Source organism: Streptomyces sp. NPDC007971 (assembly GCF_042958635.1).
Classification (GTDB): domain Bacteria; phylum Actinomycetota; class Actinomycetes; order Streptomycetales; family Streptomycetaceae; genus Streptomyces.
Genome location: NZ_JBIBJK010000001.1, coordinates 26833 through 52383 on the forward strand (window position 1 = coordinate 26833; position 25551 = coordinate 52383).

General features: G+C 71.3%; 21 protein-coding genes. 14 read left to right on the forward strand and 7 right to left on the reverse strand.

Annotated elements, in window-relative coordinates; genetic code table 11:
* Nucleotides 1-173: 173 nt before the first annotated feature.
* Nucleotides 174-1043, reverse strand: coding sequence for a hypothetical protein (locus ACFZCP_RS00145; protein WP_391422649.1), 870 nt, complete (start codon nucleotides 1041-1043; stop codon nucleotides 174-176).
* Nucleotides 1044-1408: 365 nt separating this feature from the next.
* Between ACFZCP_RS00145 and ACFZCP_RS00150 the strand changes: the two genes are divergently transcribed.
* From ACFZCP_RS00150 to ACFZCP_RS00160, 3 genes are all read left to right on the forward strand, one after another.
* Nucleotides 1409-2464, forward strand: a complete 1056-nt coding sequence (locus ACFZCP_RS00150; RefSeq protein ID WP_391422650.1) for an LCP family protein — start codon at nucleotides 1409-1411, stop codon at nucleotides 2462-2464.
* 192 nt (nucleotides 2465-2656) lie between these two features.
* A complete protein-coding gene (locus tag ACFZCP_RS00155) occupies nucleotides 2657-3013 on the forward strand; it encodes a YciI family protein (protein ID WP_391422652.1) in 357 nt (118 codons plus the stop codon).
* A gap of 45 nt (nucleotides 3014-3058) precedes the next feature.
* On the forward strand, nucleotides 3059-4315 hold the full coding sequence (locus ACFZCP_RS00160; protein ID WP_391422654.1) for a sigma-70 family RNA polymerase sigma factor: 1257 nt from the start codon (nucleotides 3059-3061) through the stop codon (nucleotides 4313-4315).
* 47 nt (nucleotides 4316-4362) lie between these two features.
* Here ACFZCP_RS00160 and ACFZCP_RS00165 read toward each other — a convergent pair whose 3' ends face one another.
* Nucleotides 4363-5553 (reverse strand): methyltransferase domain-containing protein, encoded by a 1191-nt coding sequence (locus tag ACFZCP_RS00165; RefSeq protein WP_391422656.1) that lies wholly within the window; start codon nucleotides 5551-5553, stop codon nucleotides 4363-4365.
* Between the two features lie 89 nt (nucleotides 5554-5642).
* On the opposite strand from ACFZCP_RS00165, the gene ACFZCP_RS00170 reads away from it, so the two are divergent.
* The 4 genes from ACFZCP_RS00170 to groL all read left to right on the forward strand — a co-directional run bounded on the left by ACFZCP_RS00170 (nucleotide 5643) and on the right by groL (nucleotide 9803).
* A complete protein-coding gene (locus tag ACFZCP_RS00170) occupies nucleotides 5643-6569 on the forward strand; it encodes a polysaccharide deacetylase family protein (RefSeq protein WP_391422657.1) in 927 nt (308 codons plus the stop codon).
* Complete coding sequence (locus ACFZCP_RS00175; protein ID WP_391422659.1) at nucleotides 6566-7405, forward strand: polysaccharide deacetylase family protein; 840 nt, start codon at nucleotides 6566-6568, stop codon at nucleotides 7403-7405. The genes ACFZCP_RS00170 and ACFZCP_RS00175 overlap by 4 nt, the downstream gene beginning before the upstream one ends.
* A gap of 345 nt (nucleotides 7406-7750) precedes the next feature.
* Nucleotides 7751-8059, forward strand: a complete 309-nt coding sequence (gene groES, locus ACFZCP_RS00180) for a co-chaperone GroES (RefSeq protein ID WP_066995800.1) — start codon at nucleotides 7751-7753, stop codon at nucleotides 8057-8059.
* Between the two features lie 118 nt (nucleotides 8060-8177).
* Nucleotides 8178-9803 carry a chaperonin GroEL gene (groL, locus tag ACFZCP_RS00185; RefSeq protein ID WP_391422662.1) on the forward strand — a complete coding sequence of 542 codons (1626 nt, stop codon included), beginning with the start codon at nucleotides 8178-8180 and terminating at the stop codon, nucleotides 9801-9803.
* Nucleotides 9804-10045: 242 nt separating this feature from the next.
* On the opposite strand, the gene ACFZCP_RS00190 is transcribed toward groL, so the two are convergent.
* The 3 genes from ACFZCP_RS00190 to ACFZCP_RS00200 all read right to left on the reverse strand — a co-directional run bounded on the left by ACFZCP_RS00190 (nucleotide 10046) and on the right by ACFZCP_RS00200 (nucleotide 12334).
* Nucleotides 10046-10753: an ester cyclase gene (locus ACFZCP_RS00190; RefSeq protein ID WP_362694101.1), complete on the reverse strand. Its 708-nt coding sequence runs from the start codon at nucleotides 10751-10753 to the stop codon at nucleotides 10046-10048.
* A 74-nt stretch (nucleotides 10754-10827) separates the two neighbouring features.
* The gene (locus ACFZCP_RS00195; protein WP_362694098.1) at nucleotides 10828-11601 is read right to left on the reverse strand and encodes an SDR family oxidoreductase; all 774 of its coding nucleotides are present in this window, start codon (nucleotides 11599-11601) and stop codon (nucleotides 10828-10830) included.
* 64 nt (nucleotides 11602-11665) lie between these two features.
* Nucleotides 11666-12334, reverse strand: a complete 669-nt coding sequence (locus ACFZCP_RS00200) for an MOSC domain-containing protein (protein WP_391422664.1) — start codon at nucleotides 12332-12334, stop codon at nucleotides 11666-11668.
* Between the two features lie 80 nt (nucleotides 12335-12414).
* Between ACFZCP_RS00200 and ACFZCP_RS00205 the strand changes: the two genes are divergently transcribed.
* Nucleotides 12415-13341, forward strand: a complete 927-nt coding sequence (locus tag ACFZCP_RS00205) for a LysR substrate-binding domain-containing protein (RefSeq protein WP_391422666.1) — start codon at nucleotides 12415-12417, stop codon at nucleotides 13339-13341.
* 63 nt (nucleotides 13342-13404) lie between these two features.
* Here ACFZCP_RS00205 and ACFZCP_RS00210 read toward each other — a convergent pair whose 3' ends face one another.
* Entirely contained in the window at nucleotides 13405-13734 is a 330-nt protein-coding gene (locus ACFZCP_RS00210) for a WhiB family transcriptional regulator (protein WP_361119645.1), read from the reverse strand.
* Nucleotides 13735-14115: 381 nt separating this feature from the next.
* Here ACFZCP_RS00210 and ACFZCP_RS00215 point away from each other — a divergent pair, with 381 nt between their 5' ends.
* The 4 genes from ACFZCP_RS00215 to ACFZCP_RS00230 all read left to right on the forward strand — a co-directional run bounded on the left by ACFZCP_RS00215 (nucleotide 14116) and on the right by ACFZCP_RS00230 (nucleotide 18917).
* Nucleotides 14116-14727, forward strand: coding sequence for a response regulator transcription factor (locus tag ACFZCP_RS00215; RefSeq protein ID WP_003948568.1), 612 nt, complete (start codon nucleotides 14116-14118; stop codon nucleotides 14725-14727).
* 581 nt (nucleotides 14728-15308) lie between these two features.
* Nucleotides 15309-15896 (forward strand): sigma-70 family RNA polymerase sigma factor, encoded by a 588-nt coding sequence (locus ACFZCP_RS00220; RefSeq protein ID WP_362694088.1) that lies wholly within the window; start codon nucleotides 15309-15311, stop codon nucleotides 15894-15896.
* Nucleotides 15897-16127: 231 nt separating this feature from the next.
* Entirely contained in the window at nucleotides 16128-17633 is a 1506-nt protein-coding gene (gene guaB, locus ACFZCP_RS00225; RefSeq protein WP_362694085.1) for an IMP dehydrogenase, read from the forward strand.
* A 159-nt stretch (nucleotides 17634-17792) separates the two neighbouring features.
* The gene (locus tag ACFZCP_RS00230; protein WP_362694082.1) at nucleotides 17793-18917 is read left to right on the forward strand and encodes a GuaB3 family IMP dehydrogenase-related protein; all 1125 of its coding nucleotides are present in this window, start codon (nucleotides 17793-17795) and stop codon (nucleotides 18915-18917) included.
* Between the two features lie 651 nt (nucleotides 18918-19568).
* Here ACFZCP_RS00230 and ACFZCP_RS00235 read toward each other — a convergent pair.
* Nucleotides 19569-20777 (reverse strand): nucleotide sugar dehydrogenase, encoded by a 1209-nt coding sequence (locus ACFZCP_RS00235; protein ID WP_391422670.1) that lies wholly within the window; start codon nucleotides 20775-20777, stop codon nucleotides 19569-19571.
* 281 nt (nucleotides 20778-21058) lie between these two features.
* Between ACFZCP_RS00235 and ACFZCP_RS00240 the strand changes: the two genes are divergently transcribed.
* Both ACFZCP_RS00240 and ACFZCP_RS00245 read left to right on the forward strand, forming a co-directional pair.
* Nucleotides 21059-22765, forward strand: a complete 1707-nt coding sequence (locus tag ACFZCP_RS00240) for an FAD-dependent oxidoreductase (protein ID WP_391422672.1) — start codon at nucleotides 21059-21061, stop codon at nucleotides 22763-22765.
* A 456-nt stretch (nucleotides 22766-23221) separates the two neighbouring features.
* Entirely contained in the window at nucleotides 23222-25363 is a 2142-nt protein-coding gene (locus ACFZCP_RS00245; protein ID WP_391422674.1) for a protein kinase, read from the forward strand.
* Nucleotides 25364-25551: the final 188 nt, after the last annotated feature.

Consider the following 25551-nt stretch of genomic DNA (forward strand, 5'->3'; position numbering starts at 1 on the left):
GTGAAGGCGCTATGATCATCACACAGCGAACGGCCGGAAACCCGGTCCGGACGCAGTGCGTTGGTGGTCCAAGGAAAGACGTCCCGCTTCCTGCGGGGAGATGCAGGTGCAAGGCCTGCCCGGCGCTCCACATGAAGCCCCGCCCCCGGTTTCCCGGGGGCGGGGCTTCTGCGTTACGGCCGGCCCGCCCTCTGGGGCCGGACCGCCTCCGCCTCGGGGCCCTCCGGCTCGACCGCCCTGGCCCGCCGCTCCTGCAGGTGCGCGTACGCCATCAGGCCGAACAGGATCGCGAGCAGCACCGCCGACGAGCCGGCCGTGCCCAGGTCCAGGCCGCCCTTGGCGACCGGCTTGGTGAGGAAGTCACCCGCCGTGGCGCCCAGCGGGCGGGTCAGCACGAAGGCGATCCAGAAGAGCAGGACGTTCGGGACGGCCGGCGCCTTCATCAGCGCGAGCAGCACCAGCAGCAGGCCGGTCACGAGGGCTGCGCCGCCCAGGTAGCCGAGGCCCGAGCTGTCGGAGAGGAAGTCGCCCATCGAGGTGCCGAGGGTGTTGGAGACCAGGATCGCCGACCAGAACAGGGCCTCGCCCCGGAAGGAGACGATCTCCGTGATCTGGAAGGTCATCCCGCTCAGCTTCCAGCCGAGGAAGATCAGCAGCAGGATCGAGACCAGGATCGCTGCGCCCTCCGGGTAGCCGAGGCCGAGGCCCTGCGGGCCCCAGCCCAGCTTCGTGGCGCCGTTCGAGAGGTACTTGGTGCTGGCGTCCCGGTTCATGAAGTCGGACATCGTGGTGCCGGCCATGGAGGTCGACAGGATCACCGTCCAGTAGAAGAACGGGTTGTAGTGCGAGGAGCGGAGCTGGACCACCAGCGTCACCACGAAGACCAGGAACAGGGCGATGGTGGTGAGGAAGTAGCCGAGCTTCAGCGTCTGCGCGAACAGATCGCCCGCGGTCTCGCCCAGGGTCGTGGCGGCGATCTTCATGATCCAGAACGCCAGAGTGACCTCGGGCAGTTTCTTCATCACGGACTTCGTCGTCGTCAAGGGTGCTCCTGTCGGTTTGGGGGACCGTGACCCGACCCTGACAGCGGCAACCTGAACGCATCCTGAACGCGTGCCTCCCCGGGTCTTGCGGAAGCCGTCCGCCTGTGCTCGCCAGTTGGCTCAAGCCGTTCCCCCCGGGACACGCGGGGCGCAGGGCGGTGCCCGTACGGCCGCCACGATCGCGCGGCCGTACGGGAGTGCCCCGGCGGCCCGGCGGTGCGTGGAGCGACGTCCGGCTTCAACACCCCCCGGAGCGGCGGAGACCCGGTGCCCAGGGCGGTGCCGGGATGAGAAATTCCCAAGAAAACCGTCTCTCACTGCTTTCGCTAACAGTCCGCTAATAATTCGGACTTACGTTCCTGCCCGTGACGGGACACGAGGAGCAAGGTGACGCGGGCACAGGAGCGGGCCGGCGCTCGCGAGCGCTGAAGGCCGCCGGTCTCGCCCTGGCGGGATTCCTGGTGCTGGGCGCGGCCACGGCCGGCTATGCGTACTGGCACCTCAACAACAACATCAGGAGCGTCGACATCGACGGCGCGCTCGGCGACAACCGCCCGGCCAGGGCGCTGACCGGCCCGGCCGCGTCCGCCGCGGCCGCCGCCGCACCGCTGCCGACCGGAGCCCTCAACATCCTGGTCCTCGGCTCCGACTCGCGCAGCGGCAGGGCCAACCGGTCCCTGGGCGGCGGCGACAGCACCGGAGCCCGCTCGGACACGGCGATGGTCGTGCACATCGACGCAGGGCGGACGCGGGCGACCGTCGTCAGCATCCCGCGCGACACCCTGGTCACCCGCCCGTCCTGCCCGCTGTCCTCCGGGGGCTCGACGGCGGTGGCCCACGACTCGATGTTCAACAGCGCCTACGAGGTGGGCGGTCCGGTGTGCGCGGTCAAGACCGTCGAGTCGATGACGGGCGTCCGCATGGACCACTACGTCGAGGTCGACTTCTCCGGCTTCGCCAGGCTGGTGGACGCCCTCGGCGGGGTCACGGTCACCACCGGCCAGGACATCGACGACGACAAGAGCCATCTCCACCTCGAAGCCGGCACCCACCGTCTCGACGGCACCCGGGCCCTCGCCCTGGCCCGCACCCGGCACGGCATAGGCGACGGCAGCGACCTGGGCCGCATAGGCCTGCAGCAGAAGCTCGTCAAAGCACTCCTGGACCGGATGGCGGCCATCGACCTGCTCACCGATCCCGCCAAGCTCTACCGGGTCGCCGACGCGGTCACCGCCAGCCTCACCACGGACACCGGCCTGGACTCCCTGGGCGAGCTGACCGGGCTCGGCCGCAGCCTGCGGGGCCTGACCTCCGACCGGGTGAGGACGGTGATGATGCCGGTCGTCCCGGCGCCCTGGGACCCCAACCGGGTGGTGGCGAAGGAGCCGGCGGCGGACGACCTGTGGGCCTCCCTGCGCTGAGCGACACCCCGAGCGGCACGCGACCGCACGCCCGCGGAACACCGGGACCGTACGCTCGCTGAAAGCCGGGACCGTACGCCCGCGGAAAAAAACTTCGGGGAATTTCCGTGAGCGTGTCGAACCCGGGGTCTCCCGTTCGACGCATGGGTGAGCGGCGGGGAAAGGCCCCGCCGCCCTGCCGAAGGAGTCACCATGCCCCGCTACCTGTCGCTCGTGAAGATCGATGAGGCCTCCGCCCCCGCCGAGGGCCCCAGCGAGGAACTGATGCAGCGGATGGGCAAGCTGATCGAGGAGGTCACCAAGGCCGGCGTCATGCTGGACACCGCCGGGCTCACCCCCACGGCCCAGGGCACCCGGATGCACTGGGAGGGCGGGCAGATCTCCGTCACCGACGGGCCCTTCACCGAGTCCAAGGAGGTCGTCGGCGGCTACGCGATCATGCAGTGCAAGGACAAGGCCGAGGCCCTGGAATGGACCAAGCGGTTCCTGCAGGCCCACGAGGAGCACTGGACCGTGACCTGCGAGGTCCGGGAGATCGCCGAAGGCTGAACCCTCCTTTGCCCCGGGCCGCCCGGGGGTGTTGCATGGTGGGCTGTGGAACCACAGCCCACCGCGGCGCACGCGATCGAGACCGTCTTCCGCCTGGAGTCCCCGCGGGTCGTCGCCGGTGTCGCCCGGATCGTGCGGGACGTCGGCATCGCCGAGGAGCTGGCGCAGGACGCGCTGGTCGCGGCGCTGGAGAAGTGGCCCCGGGACGGCGTGCCCGACAACCCCGGCGCCTGGCTCATGGCGACCGCCCGGCACCGCGCGGTCGACCTGGTCCGGCGTCGCGAGACGTACGCCCGCAAGCTCGCCGAGATCGGCCGCGACCTGGAGACCACGGCTCCCTTCGAGGAGCCGGCCGACCCGGACGACATCGACGACGACCTGCTGCGGCTGGTCTTCACCACCTGCCACCCGGTGCTGTCCCCGGACGCCCGCACCGCGCTCACCCTGCGCCTGCTCGGCGGTCTGACGACGGCCGAGATCGCCCGGGCCCACCTGGTCCCGGAGCCGACGATCGCCCAGCGCATCGTCCGCGCCAAGCGCACCCTGGCCACGAAGAACATCGCCTTCGAGGTGCCGTACGGCCCCGACCGCGGGGCCCGCCTCGGCTCCGTCCTGGACGTCATCTACCTGATCTTCAACGAGGGGTACGCGGCCAGCGCCGGCGACGACTGGCTGCGCCCCGGGCTGTGCGAGGACGCCCTGCGCCTGGCCCGGGTGCTCTCCTCGCTGATGCCCAAGGAACCCGAGGTGCACGCGCTGACCTCGCTCCTGGAGTTCCAGGCCTCCCGTGCCGCCGCCCGCACCGGACCCGACGGCGCACCGGTGCTCCTGAAGGACCAGAACCGCCGCCGCTGGAACCGCATGCTCATCGCCCGCGGCATCCGGGCCCTCGGCCGCGCCGACGCGACGTCCACCGGCGCGCCCGGCCCCTATGCGCTCCAGGCGGCCATCGCCGCCTGCCACGCGCATGCGTACACCTACGAGGAGACCGACTGGCGGACCATCGTCACCCTGTACGGCCTGCTCGCGGCCCGCTCCCCGTCCCCGGTCGTGGAGCTGAACCGCGCCGTCGCCGTGTCGATGGCCGACGGACCGGCCGAGGGGCTGAAGCTGGTGGACGCCCTGGCCGCCGAACCCGCCCTGCGCGACTACCACTTGCTGCCCAGCGTGCGCGGCGACCTGCTGGCGCGCCTCGGGCGCACCGCCGAGGCCCGCGAGGAGTTCGTCCGGGCGGCGGGGCAGACCGGCAATGAGAGGGAGCGTGCGCTGCTGCTGAGCAGGGCCGCCGAGTGCGCGTCCTGAAACTTTCGCTCACGATGACCGGCGAGTGCACGTCCTGAACGCCTCGCTCAGGACGCCGGGTCGGCCGGGGCCGCCGGCCGCGCGGGAGCCCCGATCAGCATGGTCGGCGCCCCCGCGACCCGGGTGAGGAACACGGTCGCCGCGTGCGGACCCTGCGGCTTGACCTTCCTGCGCAGTTCCTCCGGCTCCACCGCCGACCCCCGCTTCTTCACGGTCAGCGTGCCGACCTCCCGCTCCCGCAGCAGAGCCTTCAACTTCTTGACGTTGAACGGGAGTTGATCGGTGATCTCGTACGCGGACGCGTAGCGGGTGGGGCGCAGCTCGTCGGCCGTGACATAGGCGATGGTCTCGTCGACGAGGCCGCCGCCGACCTCGTGGGCCACCTCCGCGACCAGATGGGCGCGGATGACGGCGCCGTCGGGCTCGTACAGGTACCGTCCCACGGAACGGACGTGGGGGTCGGGCAGGCCCAGGGAGCGCAGGGTGCGCGGTCCGGGCAGCAGGGTGGCCCGGACCAGGCCCGGCTCGGTGCCGAACCACAGCACCGCCTCCTTCACGTCCCCGCCGTCCGAGATCCACTCGGCCTCGGCCTCGGCGGGGATCGCCTCGTGCGGGACACCGGGGGCGATCTTCAGGGCCGCGCGGGGAGCCCCGAGGGCCGTGGCGACCGCCCACGACAGGGGTGGCGAGTAGGCCTCCGGATCGAAGATCCGGCCCCGCCCGCCGCGCCGTGCCGGGTCCACGAACACGGCGTCGTACCCGGCGGTGCTCACCTCGGTGACGTCCGCCTCCCGCACCTCGATCAGTCCGCCGAGCCCCAGCGCCTCGGTGTTCGCCCGTGCCGCGGCCGCCGTCAGCGGGTCCCGGTCCACGGCCAGCACCCGGATCCCGGCCCGGGCCAGCGCGATCGCGTCTCCGCCGATGCCGCAGCACAGGTCGGCGACCGAGGTCACCCCCAGCTCCTTCATCCGGCCCGCCCGGTAGGCGGCCACACTCGCCCGCGTGGACTGCTCGACCCCGTTCGGCGTGAAGAACATCCGGCGGGCGTCCGCCTCCCCGAACTTGGCCGCCGCCCGCTGCCGCAGCCGGGCCTGCCCGAGCGCCGCCGACACCAGCTCGGCGGGGTGGTCGCGGCGCAGCCGGGTGGCGACGGCCAGCTCCTGCGCGGGGTCGGTGTCGCGCACCTCGTCGAGGAGGGCGCGGCCTTCGGGGGTGAGGAGGGGAGCGAGGTCGTTCACCGGCTCATTGTGGGCCAGTCGGTGGATGCTGCGCCTCCGGCGGCCTGTCGGGCCGGGTTCGGGCCCCGGGCCTGGGAAGATCCGGCGCTATGCGACTAGTAGTACAAAATGACAAATCTCGGGCACGGCTCCGGACGGTCGCCCTTCGCTGCGGGGTGGCCGCGCTGGCCTCCGTCGCCCTCGCCTCCGGCTGCGCCGCCCCCGGCGCGGACTCCGGCGCCCATGCCCCCGCCCGTGCGCCCGGACACGGCGGCGCCCAGGCCCTGGACCCGCAGGCCCGCCGCGCTGCCGAACACGCCCGACTGGTCGCCGCAGCCCGGCACTGGAGACTGGACCGGGTACCGCTAGCGCCCCCGGCCCCGCCGGCCAGGAAGCCGCAGATCACCCCCCGCGACGGCTTCGAGGTGGACGGCCAGGAGGAGGAGAACCTGCCCCCGGTCTTCACCACCGTCCCCACCAAGCAGAAGGTCCTCTTCCTGACCATCGACGACGGCCACGAGAAGGACCCGGACTTCCTGCGCATGATGAGCGACCTGAAGATCCCCTACACGGCCTTCCTCAGCAACTACCTGGTCGAGGACGACTACGGGTACTTCCGCCGGATGCAGGCCGAGGGGCACACCCTCAACAACCACACCCTCACCCATCCGTACCTGCCCGGTCTGTCCTACGAGGAGCAGAAGAACGAGATCTGCGGCATGCAGACCATCATGAAGAAGCAGTTCGGCAAGGCGCCCACCGTCTTCCGCCCGCCCTACGGCGACTACAACGGCGACACCCTGCGCGCCGCGAAGGCCTGCGGGATCAAGTACGCGCCGATCTGGGACGAGGAGGTCTTCGTCGACCACTGGGAGTACCGCGACTGGGACCGCAGCCTGCACCCCGGCGACATCGTGCTCACCCACTTCCGCGGCCGTGACGACTGGGACGGCACGATGGTCGACGACATGCGCAGGTTCCTGAACAAGGTCACGCGCGAGGGCTACGCCGTGGCCCGCCTGGAGGACTACCTGTGAGGCGCGGGGAGCGGGGCCGTACGCGAGGGTTGCGGGCCGGGCTGGCCGCCGTCCTCGCCCCGGCCCTGTTCCTCGCCGGCTGTGCCCAGTCCGTCGACCCCATCGAACGCCTGGGCAAGAAGGCGGCGCAGGGGGTACGGCCGTCGAGCCCGGCCACAGGGGAGGCGTACCGCCGCTGGGGCCTGACCGCCCCCCTCGCCGCCCCGCCCAGCCCCCCGGTCCGCCTCCTGACGGCCCACGGGGCGGATCCCTCCCGCCCCCGGGTCGTGGACCACATCAGGACCACCGACAAGGTCGTCTTCCTCACCTACGACGACGGCGCCGAACGGGACCCCCGGTTCGTCGACATGGTCCGCGAACTGAAGCTGCCGGTCAGTCTCTTCCTCACCGACAGCGTCGTCGGCCCCGGGTACGGCCACTTCGCCCGCCTGCGCGCGGTCGGCGCCGACATCGAGAACCACACCCTCCACCACCCGGCGCTGCCCGGACTGCCGTACGCCGGCCAGCGCGCCGAGATCTGCGGCCAGCAGGACAAACTCAAGTCCCGCTTCGGCGTCCGCCCCCGTCTCTTCCGCCCGCCCTACGGCACCTTCGACACCACCACCCTGCGGGCGGCCGCCGACTGCGGCGTCTTCGCGCTCGTCCTGTGGCGCGCCGCCATGACCCCCGACGGCATCACCTATGTGCGCGGCGCCCAGCACCTGAACCCGGGCGACATCGTCCTCGTCGGCCCCGACGAGGCGACGGGTCCCACCCTCAAGGAACGCACGAGACGCCTGCTGCGCCGCATCCAGGCGCGCGGCCTGACGGTGGGCCGCCTGGAGTCTTACCTGTAGCAGTTCCTTCTCGGCGCCGTCAGGCAGCGATCGGCCCGTCCGGCGTTCGAGGACAGGACCCGTTCAGGACCGAAGCGGGGCCCGGGGGCGGCAGACCCCGGAAACGGCGGGGGCGACACCGGTCACCGAGAACCCCCGTCGCCCGGGATTCCGCCGACGCGCGGCACGGCATTGGCACTCCGCTTGACCGAGTGCTAATCGCGGTCATAGTCTCGGCTCTGGCACTCCCCCATGGAGAGTGCCAACAAACGCGACGGGCAGGTCCGGCACCCGCGACGACGGATCCACCTGGTCGCCACCTCAGACAGTTAACCCCGTGAGATCTCCGAAGGGGGAGGTCGGATCGTGACGACCACCAGCTCCAAGGTTGCCATCAAGCCGCTCGAGGACCGCATTGTGGTCCAGCCGCTCGACGCCGAGCAGACCACCGCCTCTGGCCTGGTCATCCCGGACACCGCGAAGGAGAAGCCCCAGGAGGGCGCCGTCCTCGCCGTGGGCCCGGGCCGCTTCGAGAACGGCGAGCGTCTGCCGCTCGACGTCAAGGTCGGCGACGTCGTCCTGTACAGCAAGTACGGCGGCACCGAGGTGAAGTACAACGGCGACGAGTACCTCGTCCTCTCGGCTCGCGACGTGCTCGCGATCATCGAGAAGTAGTCACCTCAAGCATTCCGCTTGAAGCTGCGCCCCTGGCCCCCGCGACCACCTGAGAAGCCGGGCGCCCGGGGCGCAGTTCTTTTTTCACCCACAGATTCCCGAGAGGGCTCCCGCTGTCATGGCGAAGATCCTGAAGTTCGACGAGGACGCCCGTCGCGCCCTCGAGCGCGGCGTCAACAAGCTGGCCGACACGGTGAAGGTGACGATCGGCCCGAAGGGCCGCAACGTCGTCATCGACAAGAAGTTCGGCGCTCCCACCATCACCAACGACGGTGTCACGATCGCCCGCGAGGTCGAGATCGAGGACCCGTACGAGAACCTCGGCGCCCAGCTGGTGAAGGAGGTGGCGACCAAGACCAACGACATCGCTGGTGACGGCACCACCACCGCCACCGTGCTCGCCCAGGCGCTGGTGCGCGAGGGTCTGAAGAACGTCGCTGCCGGTGCCTCCCCGGCCGCCCTGAAGAAGGGCATCGACGCCGCGGTCAAGGCCGTCTCCGACGAGCTGCTGGCCTCGGCCCGCCCGATCGACGAGAAGTCCGACATCGCCGCCGTGGCCGCGCTGTCCGCCCAGGACCAGCAGGTCGGCGAGCTGATCGCCGAGGCCATGGACAAGGTCGGCAAGGACGGTGTCATCACCGTCGAGGAGTCCAACACCTTCGGTCTGGAGCTGGACTTCACCGAGGGCATGGCCTTCGACAAGGGTTACCTGTCGCCGTACTTCGTCACCGACCAGGAGCGTATGGAGGCCGTCCTCGACGACCCGTACATCCTGATCACCCAGGGCAAGATCGGCGCCATCGCCGACCTGCTGCCGCTGCTGGAGAAGGTCATCCAGACCGGCTCCAAGCCGCTGCTGATCATCGCCGAGGACGTCGAGGGCGAGGCCCTGTCGACCCTGGTCGTCAACAAGATCCGCGGCACCTTCAACGCGGTCGCGGTCAAGGCCCCCGGCTTCGGCGACCGCCGCAAGGCGATGCTGCAGGACATGGCCGTCCTCACCGGCGCCACCGTCATCTCCGAGGAGGTCGGCCTCAAGCTCGACCAGGTCGGCCTGGACGTGCTGGGCTCCGCCCGCCGCGTGACGGTCACCAAGGACGACACGACCATCGTCGACGGCGCCGGCAAGACCGAGGACGTCCACGGCCGCGTCGCCCAGATCAAGGCCGAGATCGAGAACACGGACTCCGACTGGGACCGCGAGAAGCTCCAGGAGCGTCTTGCGAAGCTGGCCGGCGGCGTGTGCGTGATCAAGGTCGGCGCCGCCACCGAGGTGGAGCTGAAGGAGAAGAAGCACCGTCTGGAGGACGCCATCTCCGCGACCCGCGCCGCGGTCGAGGAGGGCATCGTCTCCGGTGGTGGCTCCGCCCTGGTCCACGCCGTCAAGGTCCTGGAGGGCAACCTCGACAAGGCTGGCGACGAGGCCACGGGTGTCTCGGTCGTCCGCCGTGCCGCCGTCGAGCCGCTGCGCTGGATCGCCGAGAACGCCGGCCTGGAGGGCTACGTCATCGTCTCCAAGGTGGCCGAGCTCGAAAAGGGCAACGGCTACAACGCCGCCACCGGCGAGTACGGCGACCTGGTCAAGGCCGGCGTCATCGACCCGGTCAAGGTCACCCGCTCCGCCCTGGAGAACGCCGCCTCCATCGCCTCCCTGCTGCTCACGACCGAGACCCTGGTCGTCGAGAAGAAGGAAGAGGAGCCGGCCGAGGCGGGCCACGGCCACGGTCACGGCCACGCCCACTGACGCACCCCGCCAGTGACGCACCTCGGCACCGAGGAGCACTGAGGCCCGGCACCCCTTGGGGGTGCCGGGCCTTCGCTCCGTCCGCAGCCGCGCGCGGTGCGGCACTCCGGTTCGCCGGCGCGTGCGGTGCCCGGTTGCCCGACGAGTGAAGTGCCTGCTGCGCCGGTGCGTGCAGTGCCTGGATGCCCGGTGCCCGGTCCTCCAGTGCGTTCAGTCTCCTGGTTCCCCGGCGCGTTGCGCGTCTAGTTCTCCAGTGCGTCCAGCGCCCCCAACTGCCCGAGCAGCCCGAGCCGGTCGTACTGCCACCAGCCCTCGCGGATCTTGCCGTGGCCGTCGAAGCGGAAGACGGTCGTCCCGGTCATCGACACCTGGCGGCCGGTGTTGGGCAGGCCCATGAACTCGCCGGTCTGGATGCCGTGCCAGGTCCAGCGGGTGCACACCCGGTCCCCCTGGGTGATCTGGTCCTCGGCCGTGAAGGTGTAGTCGAAGGCGCTGCGCCACATCTCGATCTCACGGCGCATGTTGTCCAGCCCGAGGGTGTCCTGCTCGTTGGCCGGATCATGGTCGTGGTAGTTCTCCGCGAGCAGGTCGTTCAGCGGCGGCAACGGCCCCTGGACCGCGATCGTGTCGAAGAACCGGCGGGCGGTGGCCGCCTGCAAGGGCTCGTCGCGCACCACGTCCAGATCGGTGAACGTCGGCATCCCGTCGCACAGGGCGAGCATCTCCCGGAAGATCGTGTCGGTCTCCGGCAGCTTCGAGTTCCGCATCGCCTCCTCGTACGACGGGAACTCCACGATCTCGATGACATGCGTCGCGTCCGAGCGGTCCGTGCCGACCACCGCGTGCGTCGCCGTCCTCTTCCCCCTGGTCTTCTCGACCCACTCGTCCATCAGCCGGTTCATGTCGTCGAGCCGGCTGGTCCTGCAGTCGATGAGCTGTACGAACGTCATGGCGCCGCCTCCCGGCCCCCTGGGTCCGGATCCGTCAGGCCCATTTTCCCACCGGAACGCGGACGCCACCCGTCCTACTGGGGCCCGTACTTGCGCCCCGTCCGCGAGCTGATTCCGCCCATCACCCCGCGCGGGGCGACCTTCACCAGACCCATCAGGGCCTTGTACCGGGGATCCGGGACGGACAGTGTCTTCCCGCGCGCGAGGTCGGCCAGGGCCGCCGAGACCAGCTTGTCCGCGTCCAGCCACATCCAGCCGGGGATGTTGTCCGTGCCCATCCCGGCGCGCTGGTGGAACTCGGTGCGCACGAAGCCGGGGCACAGTGCCATCAGCCGCACCCCGCTGCCGGCCATGTCCTTGGCCGCGCCCTGGGTGAACTGCACGACCCAGGCCTTCGAGGCGCCGTAGGTGCCCCGGGGCACGAAGGCCGCCACCGACGCCACGTTCACCACCCCGCCGCGCCCGCGCTCGCGCATCGCCTCGGCCGCCGCCGAGGTCAGCCGGAGCACCGCCTCGCAGTGCACCTTGAGCATCTTCAGCTCGTCGGTCATGGACACTTCGAGATAGCGGCCCTTGTTGCCGAAACCAGCGTTGTTGATCAGCAGGTCGACCGGGTTCTTCCGGTCACCGAGCCGGTCGGCGACCGTCTCGATGCCCTTGTCCTCGGACAGGTCGGCGGTCAGCACCTCCGCCTCCACGCCGTGCCGGTCGTGCAGCTCGGTGGCCTGCTCGCGCAGCCGTCTGCCGTCCCGCGCCACGAGGACCAGGTCATGCCCGTCAGCCGCCAGCCGCCGCGCGAACGCGGCGCCGATTCCCGCGGTCGATCCCGTAATCAGAGCCGTTGTCATGGACCAAGGGTAGTGACCCGGACCGACAGCGTCCGCTGTCCGTCCGCCGGCCGGTGACGGCTCCTCAGCGGCTCTGTCCGGCGACGTACTTGCGCGCCGCGGCCAGCGCCTCGCTGTGCAGTGCGTCGCCCGCGGCGAGCAGCCGCGGCAGCAGCTCGCGCTCGGTGGTGACCGCACGGAACTGCATCGCCGCCGTCACACCGTGGTCCGGACGGTGCACGATCTCGACCGGGTCGCCCGCCCGGATCTCACCCGGTTCGACCACCCTCAGGTAGGCCCCGGTCGCGCCCTTCCGGGTGAATCTCTTCACCCAGCCCCGCTCGCCCAGATGGCCCTGGAACGTACGGCACGGAATCCGCCCCGAGGTCACCTCCAGGACCACCTCGGAGCCGATCCGCCAGCGCTCGCCGATCAGCGCCCCGGACACGTCCAGGCCCTCGGTCGTGAGGTTCTCGCCAAAGCAGCCGTGGGCCAGCGGCCGGCCCAGCTCCCGCTCCCAGGCGTCCAGGTCCTCGCGCGCGAAGGCGTACACCGCCTGCTCGTCACCGCCGTGATGGCGCAGGTCGCACACCGCGTCCCCGGCGATCCCGCTCCCGGCGACCCCCTTGGGGCCGGGAGCCGTCACCCGCACCGGACCCTCGACCGGCCGCTTGTCGATGCCCGTCACGCCGTGCGCCTGGTCCGTGTACGGCACCGGCTGCGGACGGCCCACGTTGACCGAGAGAAGCTTCATGTCAGCACGGTACGGGACCGCACCCCAAAGCGTCGACGCAGAATTGTGAACCGCACCCAAGTCAGGCTTATGCTCGAAGGGTGATCGAGGCCCGTCATCTCCGCGTCCTGCGCGCCGTCGCCACCACCGGCTCCTTCTCGGCGGCGGGGCGCGAGCTGGGCTGCACCCAGCCCGCCGTCAGCCAGCAGATGAAGGCACTGGAGGCCTCGGTCGGCACCCCGCTGCTGGTCCGCAGCGGCCGCGAGATGCGTCTGACCCAGGCCGGCGAGGCCCTCGTCCGGCACGCCTCCGGAATTCTCGCGGGGCTCACCGCGGCCGAGGAGGAGGTCGCCGCCATCGCAGGCCTCAGGGCCGGCCGGGTCCGGCTGGTCTCCTTCCCCAGCGGCAGCTCGACCCTGGTCCCGACCGCCCTGGCCGCCCTGCGCGCCGCGCACCCCGGCACCCGCGTCTCCCTGGAGGAGGCCGAGCCCCCGAAATCCGTCGAGCTGCTGCGCGAGGGCGACTGCGACCTCGCGCTGGCCTTCCGCTACGAGGGCGCACCGGCCGCCGAGGAGTGGGACGACCTCGTCGTACGGCCCCTGCTGACGGACCGGCTGGTCGCCCTGGTGCCCGAACGGCACCGGCTGGCGCGCGGCGAGTCCGTCGCCATCGGGGAGCTGGCCCAGGAGCCCTGGATCGCGGGCTGCCCGCGCTGCCGCGGCCAGCTGGTGGAGGTGTGCGAGAGCGCCGGCTTCACGCCCCGCATCGACTTCGCCACCGACGACTATCCGGCGGTCTTCGGTCTGGTGGGCGCGGGGCTCGGCGTGGCGGTGCTGCCGCAGCTCGCGGTGGAGTCGGTGCGGCCCCGGGGGGTGCGCACGGTGGCACTGGAACCGCTGGTGCGGCGGCAGATCGTCGCCCTCACCCTGCCCGACCTGGCGCAGGTGCCGGCCGTCGCGGCGACGCTGGAGCAACTGGCCCGGGCGGCCGGCCGCGCACAGGGGGCGCCGGCAGGGGTCCGGTCCTAGGGGCCCTCGACAGCAGCCGGGGCGTGCGTGGGCACGTCCGGGCTGGAGTGAAGAAACGTTACTTCAGGCGTTCGGGGCGGTGCCCCCGCCGGTGGTGGATGCCGACACCAGGCGGTTGCGCGCCCGTCCCATCAGCTCTTCGCGCTCGTCCTCGGTCAGGCCGCCCCAGACGCCGTACGGCTCGCGAACCGCCAGCGCGTGCGCCGCGCACTCCGCACGGACCGGGCACCTCATGCAGACCTCTTTGGCCGAGTTCTCGCGAGCGCTCCGAGCCGCCCCGCGCTCGCCCTCCGGATGGAAGAAGAGCGAGCTGTCGACCCCGCGGCAGGCGGCCAGCAGCTGCCAGTCCCACAGGTCAGCGTTCGGTCCGGGAAGGCGGGAGAAATCTGCCATTACGTGACCCCTTGTAGCCGTTCTGGGCGGATACGGTGCCAACGACCGTACATCTCCGGTCTAAGGAGATGAAAATATGACTCATTGCGAATCTAGCTCCAGACACTGTGAAACGGGAGCAAAAACGACTAAATGGGGCATAGGTTGTGATGAAAAGTTGAGGGTCTGTCGGGCATGTCTCCACCGTGTCGGGGCCCTCACGTAGAGTGCCGAAGATGGCACGCGGCCCCGTAACTCTTTCGAGTGACCGTCGTTGAGAGTGCGGAGGCGGTTGAAAACACAAGCGCTCGGGCAGGCGTCCGAGACGGTCGACCGCACAGGTGACGATTCCGTACCAGCCTGGAGGCTCAAGGTGACGCGCATCAGCTGGGGAGGGCGGTCATGACATCCGTCCTCGTCTGCGACGACTCCCCGCTTGCCCGAGAGGCGCTCCGCCGCGCGGTCGCGACCGTGCCCGGCGTCGAGCGCGTGACGACGGCGGCCAACGGCGAGGAAGTCCTTCGCCGCTGGGGCGCCGACCGCTCCGACCTCATCCTGATGGACGTACGCATGCCCGGCCTGGGCGGCGTCGAGACCGTGCGCCGGCTGCTGTCCGCCGACCCGGGCGCGCGCATCATCATGCTCACCGTCGCCGAGGACCTCGACGGTGTGGCGCTCGCGGTCGCCGCCGGCGCCCGGGGCTACCTGCACAAGGACGCTTCGCGTGCCGAGCTGCGCGCCACCGTGACGCAGGCCCTCGCCGACCCGACCTGGCGCCTCGCCCCGCGCCGTCTGCGCTCGGCCGAGATGGGCGCGGCGCCCACCCTCACCGCGCGTGAGATCCAGGTGCTGGAGGGCATGAGCCACGGCCGCTCCAACGCCGAGATCGGCCGCGAGCTGTTCCTGTCCGAGGACACCGTCAAGACCCACGCCCGCCGGCTCTTCAAGAAGCTCGGCGCCTCGGACCGGGCCCACGCGGTGGCACTCGGTTTCCGCTGGGGACTGGTCCGGTAGCTGGTGCACCGCACCGGGGCTGCGGTCCGTCACCCCGGGATCCCCGCCTGCCCGGACGCAGGCGGGGGCGGGCGGACCGCGCGCGCCGCGGCGCGCGGGGCCGTGGCAGCCGGGACCCGCCGCGGCGCCCTGCACGTGTGGCGCATCCCACCCGCCCGGAGTCCCTGGACGTCCGCCCGGAGTGGCTGGACACCAGCTCCGAGCCACTGCATGCCGGTACGGCCTGCAGCTGCACGGTCCGCTCGGCGGGACGAATCCCCCATGTGGCTCCCTCCGGGCTCCATGCTGTTCCCGCCGACCCCGGACCGGCGTGTCGGCAGGGTTTTCGGGGTGGCGCGGGGGAGGGGAGACGGGGTGCGGGGGGTGTTCGTCGCCGAGGCGCAAGACGGCCCGCCGGACGCCCGCTGCTCGTTTCGCCGCGGATGCCGCATCCTTGAGGTGTGGAGTCTCTCGGGGACGAGTCGGTCGAGCGGAAGGGGAGGGCGCAAGGGATGAGTGCCGGCGCACCTGCTCATAACGCTTCGGTGCACAACCACGAGCACGATGCGACGGACCGGATGGGCACAAGGCACCATGGACCGATGCGCGACGACGAGGCGGGCACGGCCCACGGGGCGATCGGTGCCCTCGTGCATCGTGCGGTGGAGGGGGATGAGCAGGCCACGCACGACCTGCTCGCCCATGTCCACCCCTTGGCGCTGCGCTACTGCCGCACCCGGCTGTCCCGGCTGCCCGGCGACGCGCGCCACTTCGTCGAGGACCTGGCCCAGGAGGTCTGTGTGGCGGTCCTCCTCGCCCTGCCGCGCTACCGCGACACCGGCCGCCCCTTCGAGGCCTTCGTCTTCGCCATCGCCTCGCACAAGGTCGCCGACCTCCAGCGCGCCGCGATGCGCCACCCGGGTTCCACGGCCGTCCCCTCGGACGAGATGCCGGAGCGCCCCGACGACTCCCTCGGCCCCGAGGAGCGCGCCCTGCTCAGCAGCGACGCCGAGTGGGCCAAGAAACTGCTGGCCAACCTCCCCGAGAACCAGCGCGAACTGCTTCTGCTGCGCATCGCCGTGGGCTTGACCGCGGAGGAGACCGGGCAGATGTTGGGAATGTCACCAGGAGCGGTCCGGGTCGCCCAGCACAGGGCGCTGAGCCGCCTGAGGGCACTCGCCGAGCAGTAGGCGACGCACGTCGCGCCGCGACGACTGTCGGCCACGACGGCGCAAAACAGCGGTACCGGGCCCGCATCGGCCCGCCCCGGCACCTCCCGCGCCGCCCCACCTGAACGGGCGTCCCCACGATTCCGTACGAACATACGAAGCCTGAACTCACTCGGAACCGTGGAATTTGCTAGCGGCGCTTCCCGTTAGCATGGACATCCGCACCGATCAAGGCCATTTGGGGAAGGTGTCATGACTGCAAACGTCGACGGAGTGCCCGGTAAATTCGCGACACTCGGGCTGACCTACGACGACGTGCTGCTGCTGCCGGGCGCATCCGAGGTGCTGCCCAACGCAGTCGACACCTCGTCCCGTATCTCCCGCAACGTCCGGGTCAACATCCCGCTGCTGTCGGCGGCGATGGACAAGGTGACCGAGTCCCGCATGGCGATCGCGATGGCCCGCCTGGGCGGCGTCGGCGTGCTGCACCGCAACCTCTCCGTCGAGGACCAGGTCAACCAGGTCGACCTGGTGAAGCGGTCCGAGTCCGGCATGGTCACCGACCCGATCACGGTGCACCCGGAGGCCACGCTCGCCGAGGCGGACGCCCTGTGCGCCAAGTTCCGCATCAGCGGTGTCCCGGTCACCGACCCGGCCGGCAAGCTGCTGGGCATCGTCACCAACCGCGACATGGCCTTCGAGAGCGACCGCACGCGCCAGGTGCGCGAGGTCATGACCCCGATGCCGCTGGTCACCGGCAAGGTCGGCATCTCCGGGCCCGAGGCCATGGAGCTGCTGCGCAAGCACAAGATCGAGAAGCTTCCGCTGGTCGACGGCGAGGGCGTGCTCAAGGGCCTGATCACGGTCAAGGACTTCGTCAAGGCGGAGAAGTACCCGAACGCCGCGAAGGACACCGAGGGCCGGCTGCTGGTCGGTGCCGCCGTCGGCGCCAGCCCCGAGGCGCTGGAGCGCGCCCAGGCGCTCGCCGAGGCCGGTGTGGACTTCCTGGTCGTCGACACCTCGCACGGCCACAACAGCAACGCGCTCAGCTGGATGTCGAAGATCAAGTCCAGCGTGAACGTCGACGTCATCGGCGGCAACGTGGCCACCCGTGACGGCGCCCAGGCGCTCATCGACGCCGGTGTGGACGGCATCAAGGTGGGTGTCGGCCCGGGCTCGATCTGTACCACCCGTGTGGTCGCCGGCATCGGCGTCCCGCAGGTCACCGCCATCTACGAGGCCTCCCTCGCCGCACGCCCGGCGGGCATCCCGCTGATCGGCGACGGTGGTCTGCAGTACTCCGGCGACATCGGCAAGGCGCTCGCCGCAGGTGCGGACACGGTCATGCTGGGCAGCCTTCTCGCCGGCTGCGAGGAGTCGCCGGGCGAGCTGATGTTCATCAACGGCAAGCAGTTCAAGTCGTACCGCGGCATGGGCTCGCTGGGTGCCATGCAGTCCCGTGGCCAGGGCAGGTCGTACTCGAAGGACCGCTACTTCCAGGCCGAGGTCACCTCCGACGAGAAGCTCGTGCCCGAGGGCGTCGAGGGCCAGGTGCCCTACCGCGGCCCGCTGTCCAACGTGCTGCACCAGCTCGTCGGCGGCCTGCGCCAGACCATGGGGTACGTGGGCGCCGCCACCATCGAGGAGATGGAGTCCAAGGGCCGCTTCGTGCGCATCACCTCCGCGGGCCTCAAGGAGAGCCACCCGCACGACATCCAGATGACGGTCGAGGCGCCGAACTACAGCAACAAGAAGTGACGCGCACACGCGCGTGAAAGTGACACGCACGCGCGTGTGAAGCCGTGCAAGGGCGGTCCCGGAGCATCCGGGGCCGCCCTTGTCGTCCCCGTGGAGGGTCGCTGCCGTGCCCGTCGGCGATACTGGAAGACGCTGCAAGCATCAGGGAAAGGCCAAGACGTGACTGAGATCGAGATCGGGCGCGGCAAGCGCGGCCGCCGGGCGTACGCCTTCGACGACATCGCCGTCGTCCCCAGCCGCCGTACGCGGGACCCGAAGGAGGTCTCGATCGCCTGGCAGATCGACGCCTACCGTTTCGAGCTGCCGTTCCTGGCCGCCCCCATGGACTCGGTCGTCTCCCCGGCCACCGCGATCCGCATCGGTGAGCTGGGCGGCCTCGGCGTGCTGAACCTCGAAGGCCTGTGGACGCGGCACGAGGACCCGCAGCCGCTGCTCGACGAGATCGCCGAGCTGCCCGCCGAGCAGGCGACCCGCCGCCTCCAGGAGATCTACGCGGCGCCGATCAAGGAGGAGCTGATCGGCGCCCGCATCAAGGAGGTGCGCGACGCCGGTGTGGTCACGGCGGCCGCGCTCTCCCCGCAGCGCACCGCCCAGTTCTCCAAGGCGGTCGTGGACGCGGGCGTGGACATCTTCGTCATCCGCGGGACGACGGTCTCCGCGGAGCACGTCTCGTCCTCGCACGAGCCGCTGAACCTGAAGCAGTTCATCTACGAACTGGACGTCCCGGTGATCGTCGGCGGCTGCGCCACCTACACCGCCGCCCTGCACCTGATGCGCACCGGCGCGGCCGGTGTCCTGGTGGGCTTCGGCGGCGGCGCCGCCCACACCACGCGCAACGTGCTCGGCATCCAGGTCCCGATGGCCACCGCCGTCGCCGACGTGGCCGCCGCCCGCCGCGACTACATGGACGAGTCCGGCGGCCGCTACGTGCACGTGATCGCGGACGGCGGTGTCGGCTGGTCCGGCGACCTCCCGAAGGCGATCGCCTGCGGCGCCGACTCGGTGATGATGGGCTCCCCGCTGGCCCGGGGCACGGACGCGCCGGGCAGGGGCCACCACTGGGGCATGGAGGCGGTCAACGAGGAGCTGCCCCGCGGCCAGAAGGTCGACCTGGGCACGGTCGGCACCATCGAGGAGATCCTCACCGGCCCGTCCCACACCCCGGACGGCTCCATGAACTTCTTCGGCGCCCTGCGCCGCGCCATGGCCACCACCGGCTACAGCGAGCTGAAGGAGTTCCAGCGGGTCGAGGTGACGGTGGCGGACTCGCAGCACAAGCGGTAGCCCGTACGACGTGAAGGGGCCGGTCGCCCGGGGAGGCGGCCGGCCCCTTTCGCATGCCCGGACGGGCCTGTGGGGGCGCGCGGGGTGGCGTGGGGGCGTGCGGTTGCCTTCGGGGTGAATACGGGCTGGTGAGCAGGGCCGAGGGCGATAGCGTCCCTGTCCGGCGCCCCAGGTTTCCGAGGCGCCCCCTTCCAAGGACTTTGTTCCGGACCCCGGCTGCTCGGGGCCCGGCCCGATCTCCAACGGACCGTCCACCGGGCTACTGGGCGGCGTCGTGGAAGGGGGCGCCGATGGGTCGCCACCGCAAGCCCACCCGCTGGGACCGGATCCGTCTGTGGACGGTGAAGTGCCGGAGGAGATGGGTCTTGCGAATTTTCGGATGGTGAGCGGCCGCCCCCACAGAAACTAGGGGCGGACACTCCGTGATCCATCCAGGAGCCTGCCGCAGTCAGCCCCTGCGGTGGGCTCCACCTTGTCGGCCGGATGGTGGGCGGCCGCCCCCACAGAACCTAGGGGCGGACACTCCGTGATCCATCCAGGAGCCTGCCGCAGCTAGCCCCTGCGGTGGGCTCCACCTGTTTCCGTAAGGTACCCGTGGTGCGTCCCGCGTGCCACCAGCACCGGGGCCCGGCCCGCCCGCGCGCCCCCCGCTCACAACCGGTGCGCCGCCCCCGTGGGTGTGGCCCCCCGCGTGTCCAGCAGCAGCTGTGCCTTCACCGACAGGCCCTGCAGGTCGTACGTCCGGTGCTGCTGGAGCAGGATCGTGAGGTCGGCGTCGGCGGCGGCGTCGTAGAGGGAGTCCGCGCGCGGGACCGGGCGGTCCAGGACGTTCCAGGACGCCGCGTGCGGGTCGTGGTAGCTGACCGAGGCGCCCAGTTCCATCAGCCGGACGGCGATCTCCTGGGCGGGCGTGCACTGCAGGTCGGCGACGTCCGGCTTGTAGGTGACGCCGAGGAGCAGGACGCGGGCGCCGCGGGCGGACTTGCCGTGTTCGTTGAGGAGGGTGGCGGCGCGCTGGATGACGTAGCGGGGCATGCGGCTGTTGACCTGCTGGGCCAGTTCCACCATGCGCAGGCCGCGGCTCGCGTGGCCGGTCAGGTCCTGTGCCACCCCGTAACCGCCGACGCCCGGGCCCGGCCGGAACGCCTGGAAGCCGAACGGTTTCGTCTCCGCGCAGCGGATCACGTCCCACAGGTCGACACCCAGCTCGTGGCAGAGGACGGCCATCTCGTTGACGAGCGCGATGTTGACGTGCCGGAAATTGGTCTCCAGCAGCTGCACGGTCTCCGCCTCGCGCAGCCCACGCGCGCGTACCACCTTGTCGGTGAGCCGCCCGTAGAAGGCGGCGGCCGACTCGGTGCAGGCGGGGGTGAGCCCCCCGATGACCTTGGGCGTGCCGGCCGGGGTGCGGTCGCGGTGGCCGGGGTCGATCCGGCTGGGCGAGTAGGCGAGGTGGAAGTCGCGGCCGGCGCGCAGTCCGGAGCCCTTCTCCAGCAGGGGGCGCAGGACGTCCTCGGTGGTTCCGGGGAGCACGGGGGACTCCAGGATGACCGTGGTGTGCGGGCGGAGCCGTTCCGCAAGGCTCCGGGCGGCCGCCTCCAGCTGGCCGAGGTCGAGCCCGCCGTCGGCGCCGCGCGGCGTCGGTACGCAGAGCACCGCGGTGCGCACCCGGCCGAGCTGGGCCGGGTCGGTGCCCGGCCGGAAGCCCCCGGCATGCATCCGGCGCAGCTCGGAGGGGCTGAGGGAACTCGCCTCCGGGCCGGTGGCGAACCCGATGGTCGGGATGCCTGCGGCCACGGCGGCCTGCGCGAGCGGCAGGCCGTAGGGACCGAGTCCGATGACGGCGAGGTCTGCGGGCATGGAGGGGGCCGTCCTTCCGAGTAACCGAAGCGGGACCGATGCGCAACCGCTGTGGACGGGTTGAGAGAGCGCACTGTCACACTAGGAGTAAATATGACCGTTATGCGGGATTGTGTTCGTGTGTCTTCCGGCAGTTGTGCGCGAGTTGTCCACAGGTTGAAAGCGCGTGGTGGCTGAAGTCGGGCAAGCCGGTCAGAATTTGGGCATGGGGAGGGGATGAACCGGGCTTCGCCCACCGGGTGCGGCCGACGCGAGCGAGTCGTTCGAAGCGGGAGGCAGCGGTGAGGACAGCGACACTGGGCCCGGCGCAGCGGGCCGAGGCACTTGCGGCGATGGCGGAGCGCGAACTGGACGTGCTGGTGGTCGGAGGCGGAGTGGTCGGCGCCGGCACGGCGCTGGACGCCGTCACCCGCGGCCTGTCCACCGGACTGGTCGAGGCCCGCGACTGGGCGTCCGGCACGTCCAGCAGATCCAGCAAGCTCGTCCACGGCGGCCTGCGCTATCTGGAGATGCTCGACTTCGCACTGGTCCGCGAGGCCCTCAAGGAGCGCGGCCTGCTCCTGGAGCGGCTCGCGCCGCACCTGGTCAAACCCGTGCCCTTCCTCTACCCGCTGCAGCACCGGGGCTGGGAGCGGGCGTACGCGGGCTCGGGCGTGGCCCTGTACGACGCGATGTCCATGGCCCGCGGCCACGGCCGGGGTCTGCCCCTGCACCGCCACCTGACCCGCAGTCACGCCCTGCGCGTCGCCCCCTGCCTGAAGAAGGACGCCCTGGTCGGTGCCCTGCAGTACTACGACGCGCAGATGGACGACGCCCGGTACGTGGCGACCCTGGTGCGCACGGCGGCGTCGTACGGCGCCAAGGTCGCCAACCGCGCGCGTGTGACCGGATTCCTGCGCGAGGGCGAACGGGTCGTCGGCGCCCGGGTGCAGGACGTGGAGGGCGGCGGGGAGTACGAGATCCACGCGAAGCAGATCGTCAACGCCACCGGCGTGTGGACCGACGACACGCAGGCCATGGTGGGCGAGCGCGGCCAGTTCCACGTCCGCGCCTCCAAGGGCATCCACCTGGTCGTGCCCAAGGACCGCATCCACTCCACCTCCGGCCTGATCCTGCGCACCGAGAAGTCGGTCCTGTTCGTCATCCCCTGGGGCCGGCACTGGATCGTGGGCACCACCGACACCGACTGGGACCTCGACAAGGCCCACCCGGCGGCCTCCAGCGCCGACATCGACTACCTGCTGGAGCATGTCAACTCGGTGCTGGCCGTCCCGCTCGGCCGTGACGACGTGCAGGGCGTGTACGCGGGGCTGCGCCCGCTGCTGGCCGGCGAGTCCGACGCGACCAGCAAGCTGTCCCGCGAGCACACCGTGGCGCATCCGGCGCCGGGGCTGGTGGTCGTCGCGGGCGGCAAGTACACGACGTACCGGGTGATGGCGAAGGACGCCGTCGACGAGGCGGTGCACGGCCTCGACATGCGCGTCGCCGACTGCGTCACCGAGGACATCCCACTGCTCGGCGCCGAGGGCTACCGGGCCATGTGGAACGCCCGGGCGCGGACCGCCGCCCGCACCGGACTGCACGTGGTCCGCGTGGAACACCTGCTGAACCGGTACGGCTCGATGGCCGAGGAACTCCTGGACCTCGTCGCCGCCGACCCGTCCCTGGGCGAGCCGCTGCAGGCCGCCGACGACTATCTGCGCGCCGAAGTGGTGTACGCCGCCTCGCACGAGGGCGCCCGGCACCTGGACGACGTGCTCACCCGCCGGACCCGTATCTCCATCGAGACCTTCGACCGGGGCACCCGCAGCGCCCGCGAGGCGGCCGAGTTGATGGCGCCCGTCCTCGGCTGGGACAAGGGCCAGATCGAGCGCGAGGTCGAGCACTACGAGAAGCGGGTCGAGGCCGAGCGCGAGTCCCAGCTCCAGCCGGACGACCAGACGGCGGACGCGGCACGCCTGGGGGCACCGGACATCGTGCCGCTGTGACCGCGTGCCCTGTTCCGCCGCGACGGGCCCTGCCGCCGCGACGGATCGGCGGCGGATCGCGGCGGCACATCGCGGCGGCACATCGCGGCGGTGCCGGACCGTGGGCGGCCGACAGGTGAGGGCAGCCACCATCACTCGAACGAGTGCTCCGGTCCGGGATATCTGTTCGTGCCCCGGTCGTTCCTCAGGTGTGCGGGTTGAACTCGGCTGCGGGCGGGGCCGGTTCGGTCCGGGTATCCGTGGTCGCGTTTCGTGTTCGTACGGAAGGTGAGGAGGTGTCGGTGCCCGGGGCCCCTCTCTCGTCGGGGCCCGTCATTCCGGCAAACGGAATTATTGCTTCAGCGGGTTCGCCGGTGCGCGGAGGCCCGCGGGCGCCCAGGGGCACCCTGGGCGCCGGGCACTTGTCGGGTGAGAGACAATGGAGGCTCTGTCAGGGCGGGTTGCATGAGGGGACGCATGTCGGAGGCGGAGCGGGCGGGGACATCCCGTCAGGAGACTCGTCGGGACAAGGGCGAGCGTCGTCTCCTCGCCGGGCGGTACCGGCTGGGAGACGTGCTGGGCCGGGGCGGCATGGGCACGGTGTGGCGTGCCGAGGACGAGACCCTCGGCCGGACGGTCGCCGTCAAGGAACTGCGGTTCCCGTCGAACATCGACGAGGAGGAGAAGCGGCGCCTGATCACGCGCACCCTGCGCGAGGCCAAGGCGATCGCCCGGATCCGCAACAACAGCGCGGTGACGGTCTTCGATGTGGTCGAGGAGGACGACCGGCCCTGGATCGTCATGGAGTTGGTCGAGGGCAAGTCCCTGGCCGAGGTCATCCGCGAGGATGGCCTGCTGAAGCCCGGGCGGGCGGCCGAGGTCGGTCTCGCCGTCCTCGACGTGCTGCGCTCCGCGCACCGCGAGGGCATCCTGCACCGGGACGTGAAGCCGTCCAACGTACTCATCGCCGACGACGGCCGTGTCGTCCTCACCGACTTCGGCATCGCACAGGTCGAGGGCGACCCGTCCATCACCTCCACCGGCATGCTCGTCGGCGCCCCGTCCTACATCTCCCCGGAGCGGGCCCGCGGCCACAAGCCCGGCCCCGCGGCCGACCTGTGGTCCCTCGGCGGCCTGCTGTACGCGGCGGTCGAGGGCGCGCCGCCGTACGACAAGGGGTCGGCGATCGCCACGCTGACCGCGGTGATGACCGAACCCCTGGAGGAGCCCAAGAACGCGGGTCCGCTCAGGGATGTCATCTACGGCCTGCTCAGCAAGGACCCGGCCAAGCGGCTCGACGACGCCGCTGCCCGGGCCATGCTCAACGCGGTGATCCACGCGCCCGAGCCGGAGCCGATGGACGCCACGCGAGTGGTTCCGCTGCCGGCGCCGCCCGGCGGGCCCGAGGGCAAGCGGGGCGAGGAGGCCGGGGAGAAGCTGCGCGGCGCGCTGCGGTCGGTCCGCAAGGCGGCCGGTGCGGCCGGTGCGGCGGCCGCCGCACGCACGAAGAACGCGGGCGGTGCGGCGGGTGCGTCCACCGGAACGGCGGCCGGTTCCTCCGTCGGCAAATCCGTCTCCAAAAACCCCGCCGGTACCCCCGCCGCCGGTACCTCCGCCGCAGCCTCCGGCAAGGGCTCGGCGTCTGCCGGGGCCGGGGGCGCGAAGACGCCCGGCAGGACGACCGGTCCGACCGGTCCGACCGGTCCGACCGGTCCGACCGGTCCGACCGGTCCGACCGGTCCGACCCAGGGTGCCGCCGGAGCGCCGAACTCCAGCGCGAACAAGCCGAGTTCCGGCTGGCCCGTGATGCCGCCGCCGGACCTGGACCTGCCGCCGCGGCCGGTGCCGAGGGCGCCGCTGACCGACGTGGTGCCCAGGCGGACGCTGGTGATCATCGCCGTGGTCGTCGCCCTCGCGGTGCTCGGCACGGTGCTGGCCTTCGCGTTCAACGGCGACGACCGCAAGGGCGACAAGGGCAGCGGCCGGAACAGGACCGCGGTCAGCACCGGCCCGTCCACCAAGGAGGACAAGGGGACTTCGGGCAAGCCGGACAGCGGGGCGCGCACGGACGAGGCCTCCGGGGCCGGCGCGAGCCCCTCGGCCGACGACTCCGGCTCCGACTCCGCCGACGACTCCGACTCCGGCGACGACTCCACCGCCTCCGGCTCCAAGGGCGGCGGGAGCGCGCCGGCCGTCTCCACCCGCAAGGGCGGTCAGGGGTATTCGATCGGGCTGCCCAAGGGGTGGTCGTACCGGTCCACCGACGGCGCCGGTGACCGCTACACGGGGCCGGGCGGGCAGAAGCTGCTCGTCGGGTGGACGAGCTCGCCCAAGGACGACCCGGTTGCGGACTGGAAGAACCAGGAGGGCGCCATGGTGCTCTCCCAGTACCACAGGATCCGCATCGAGAAGGCGGACTACCACGGCTGGAAGACGGCCGACTGGGAGTTCACCCACGTCGACGGCGGCACCGAGTACCGCTCCATCGACCGTGGTTTCGTGGTGAACGACCACCAGGGCTACGGGCTGATGTACACCGCGAAGGCCGCGGACTGGAACGGTGAACTGCGCAAGGACACCTGGAAGACCCTGACGGAGTCCTTCGAGCCCAAGAAGTGAGCAGTGGGCTCGGGGAGCTGACGGGCTGACGGACGGTACGAGTGGGAGGGCGGATCCGAGCACTCGTACCGGATCGGGGAGCACGGATCCGAGTACTCCCGAGTACTCGTACCGGACCGGGGAGCGGGACCCGGCGCCGAGGCGTGTGAGGTCCATGTCCGTGGCGTCCGGCTACGGTTGAGGCCGTG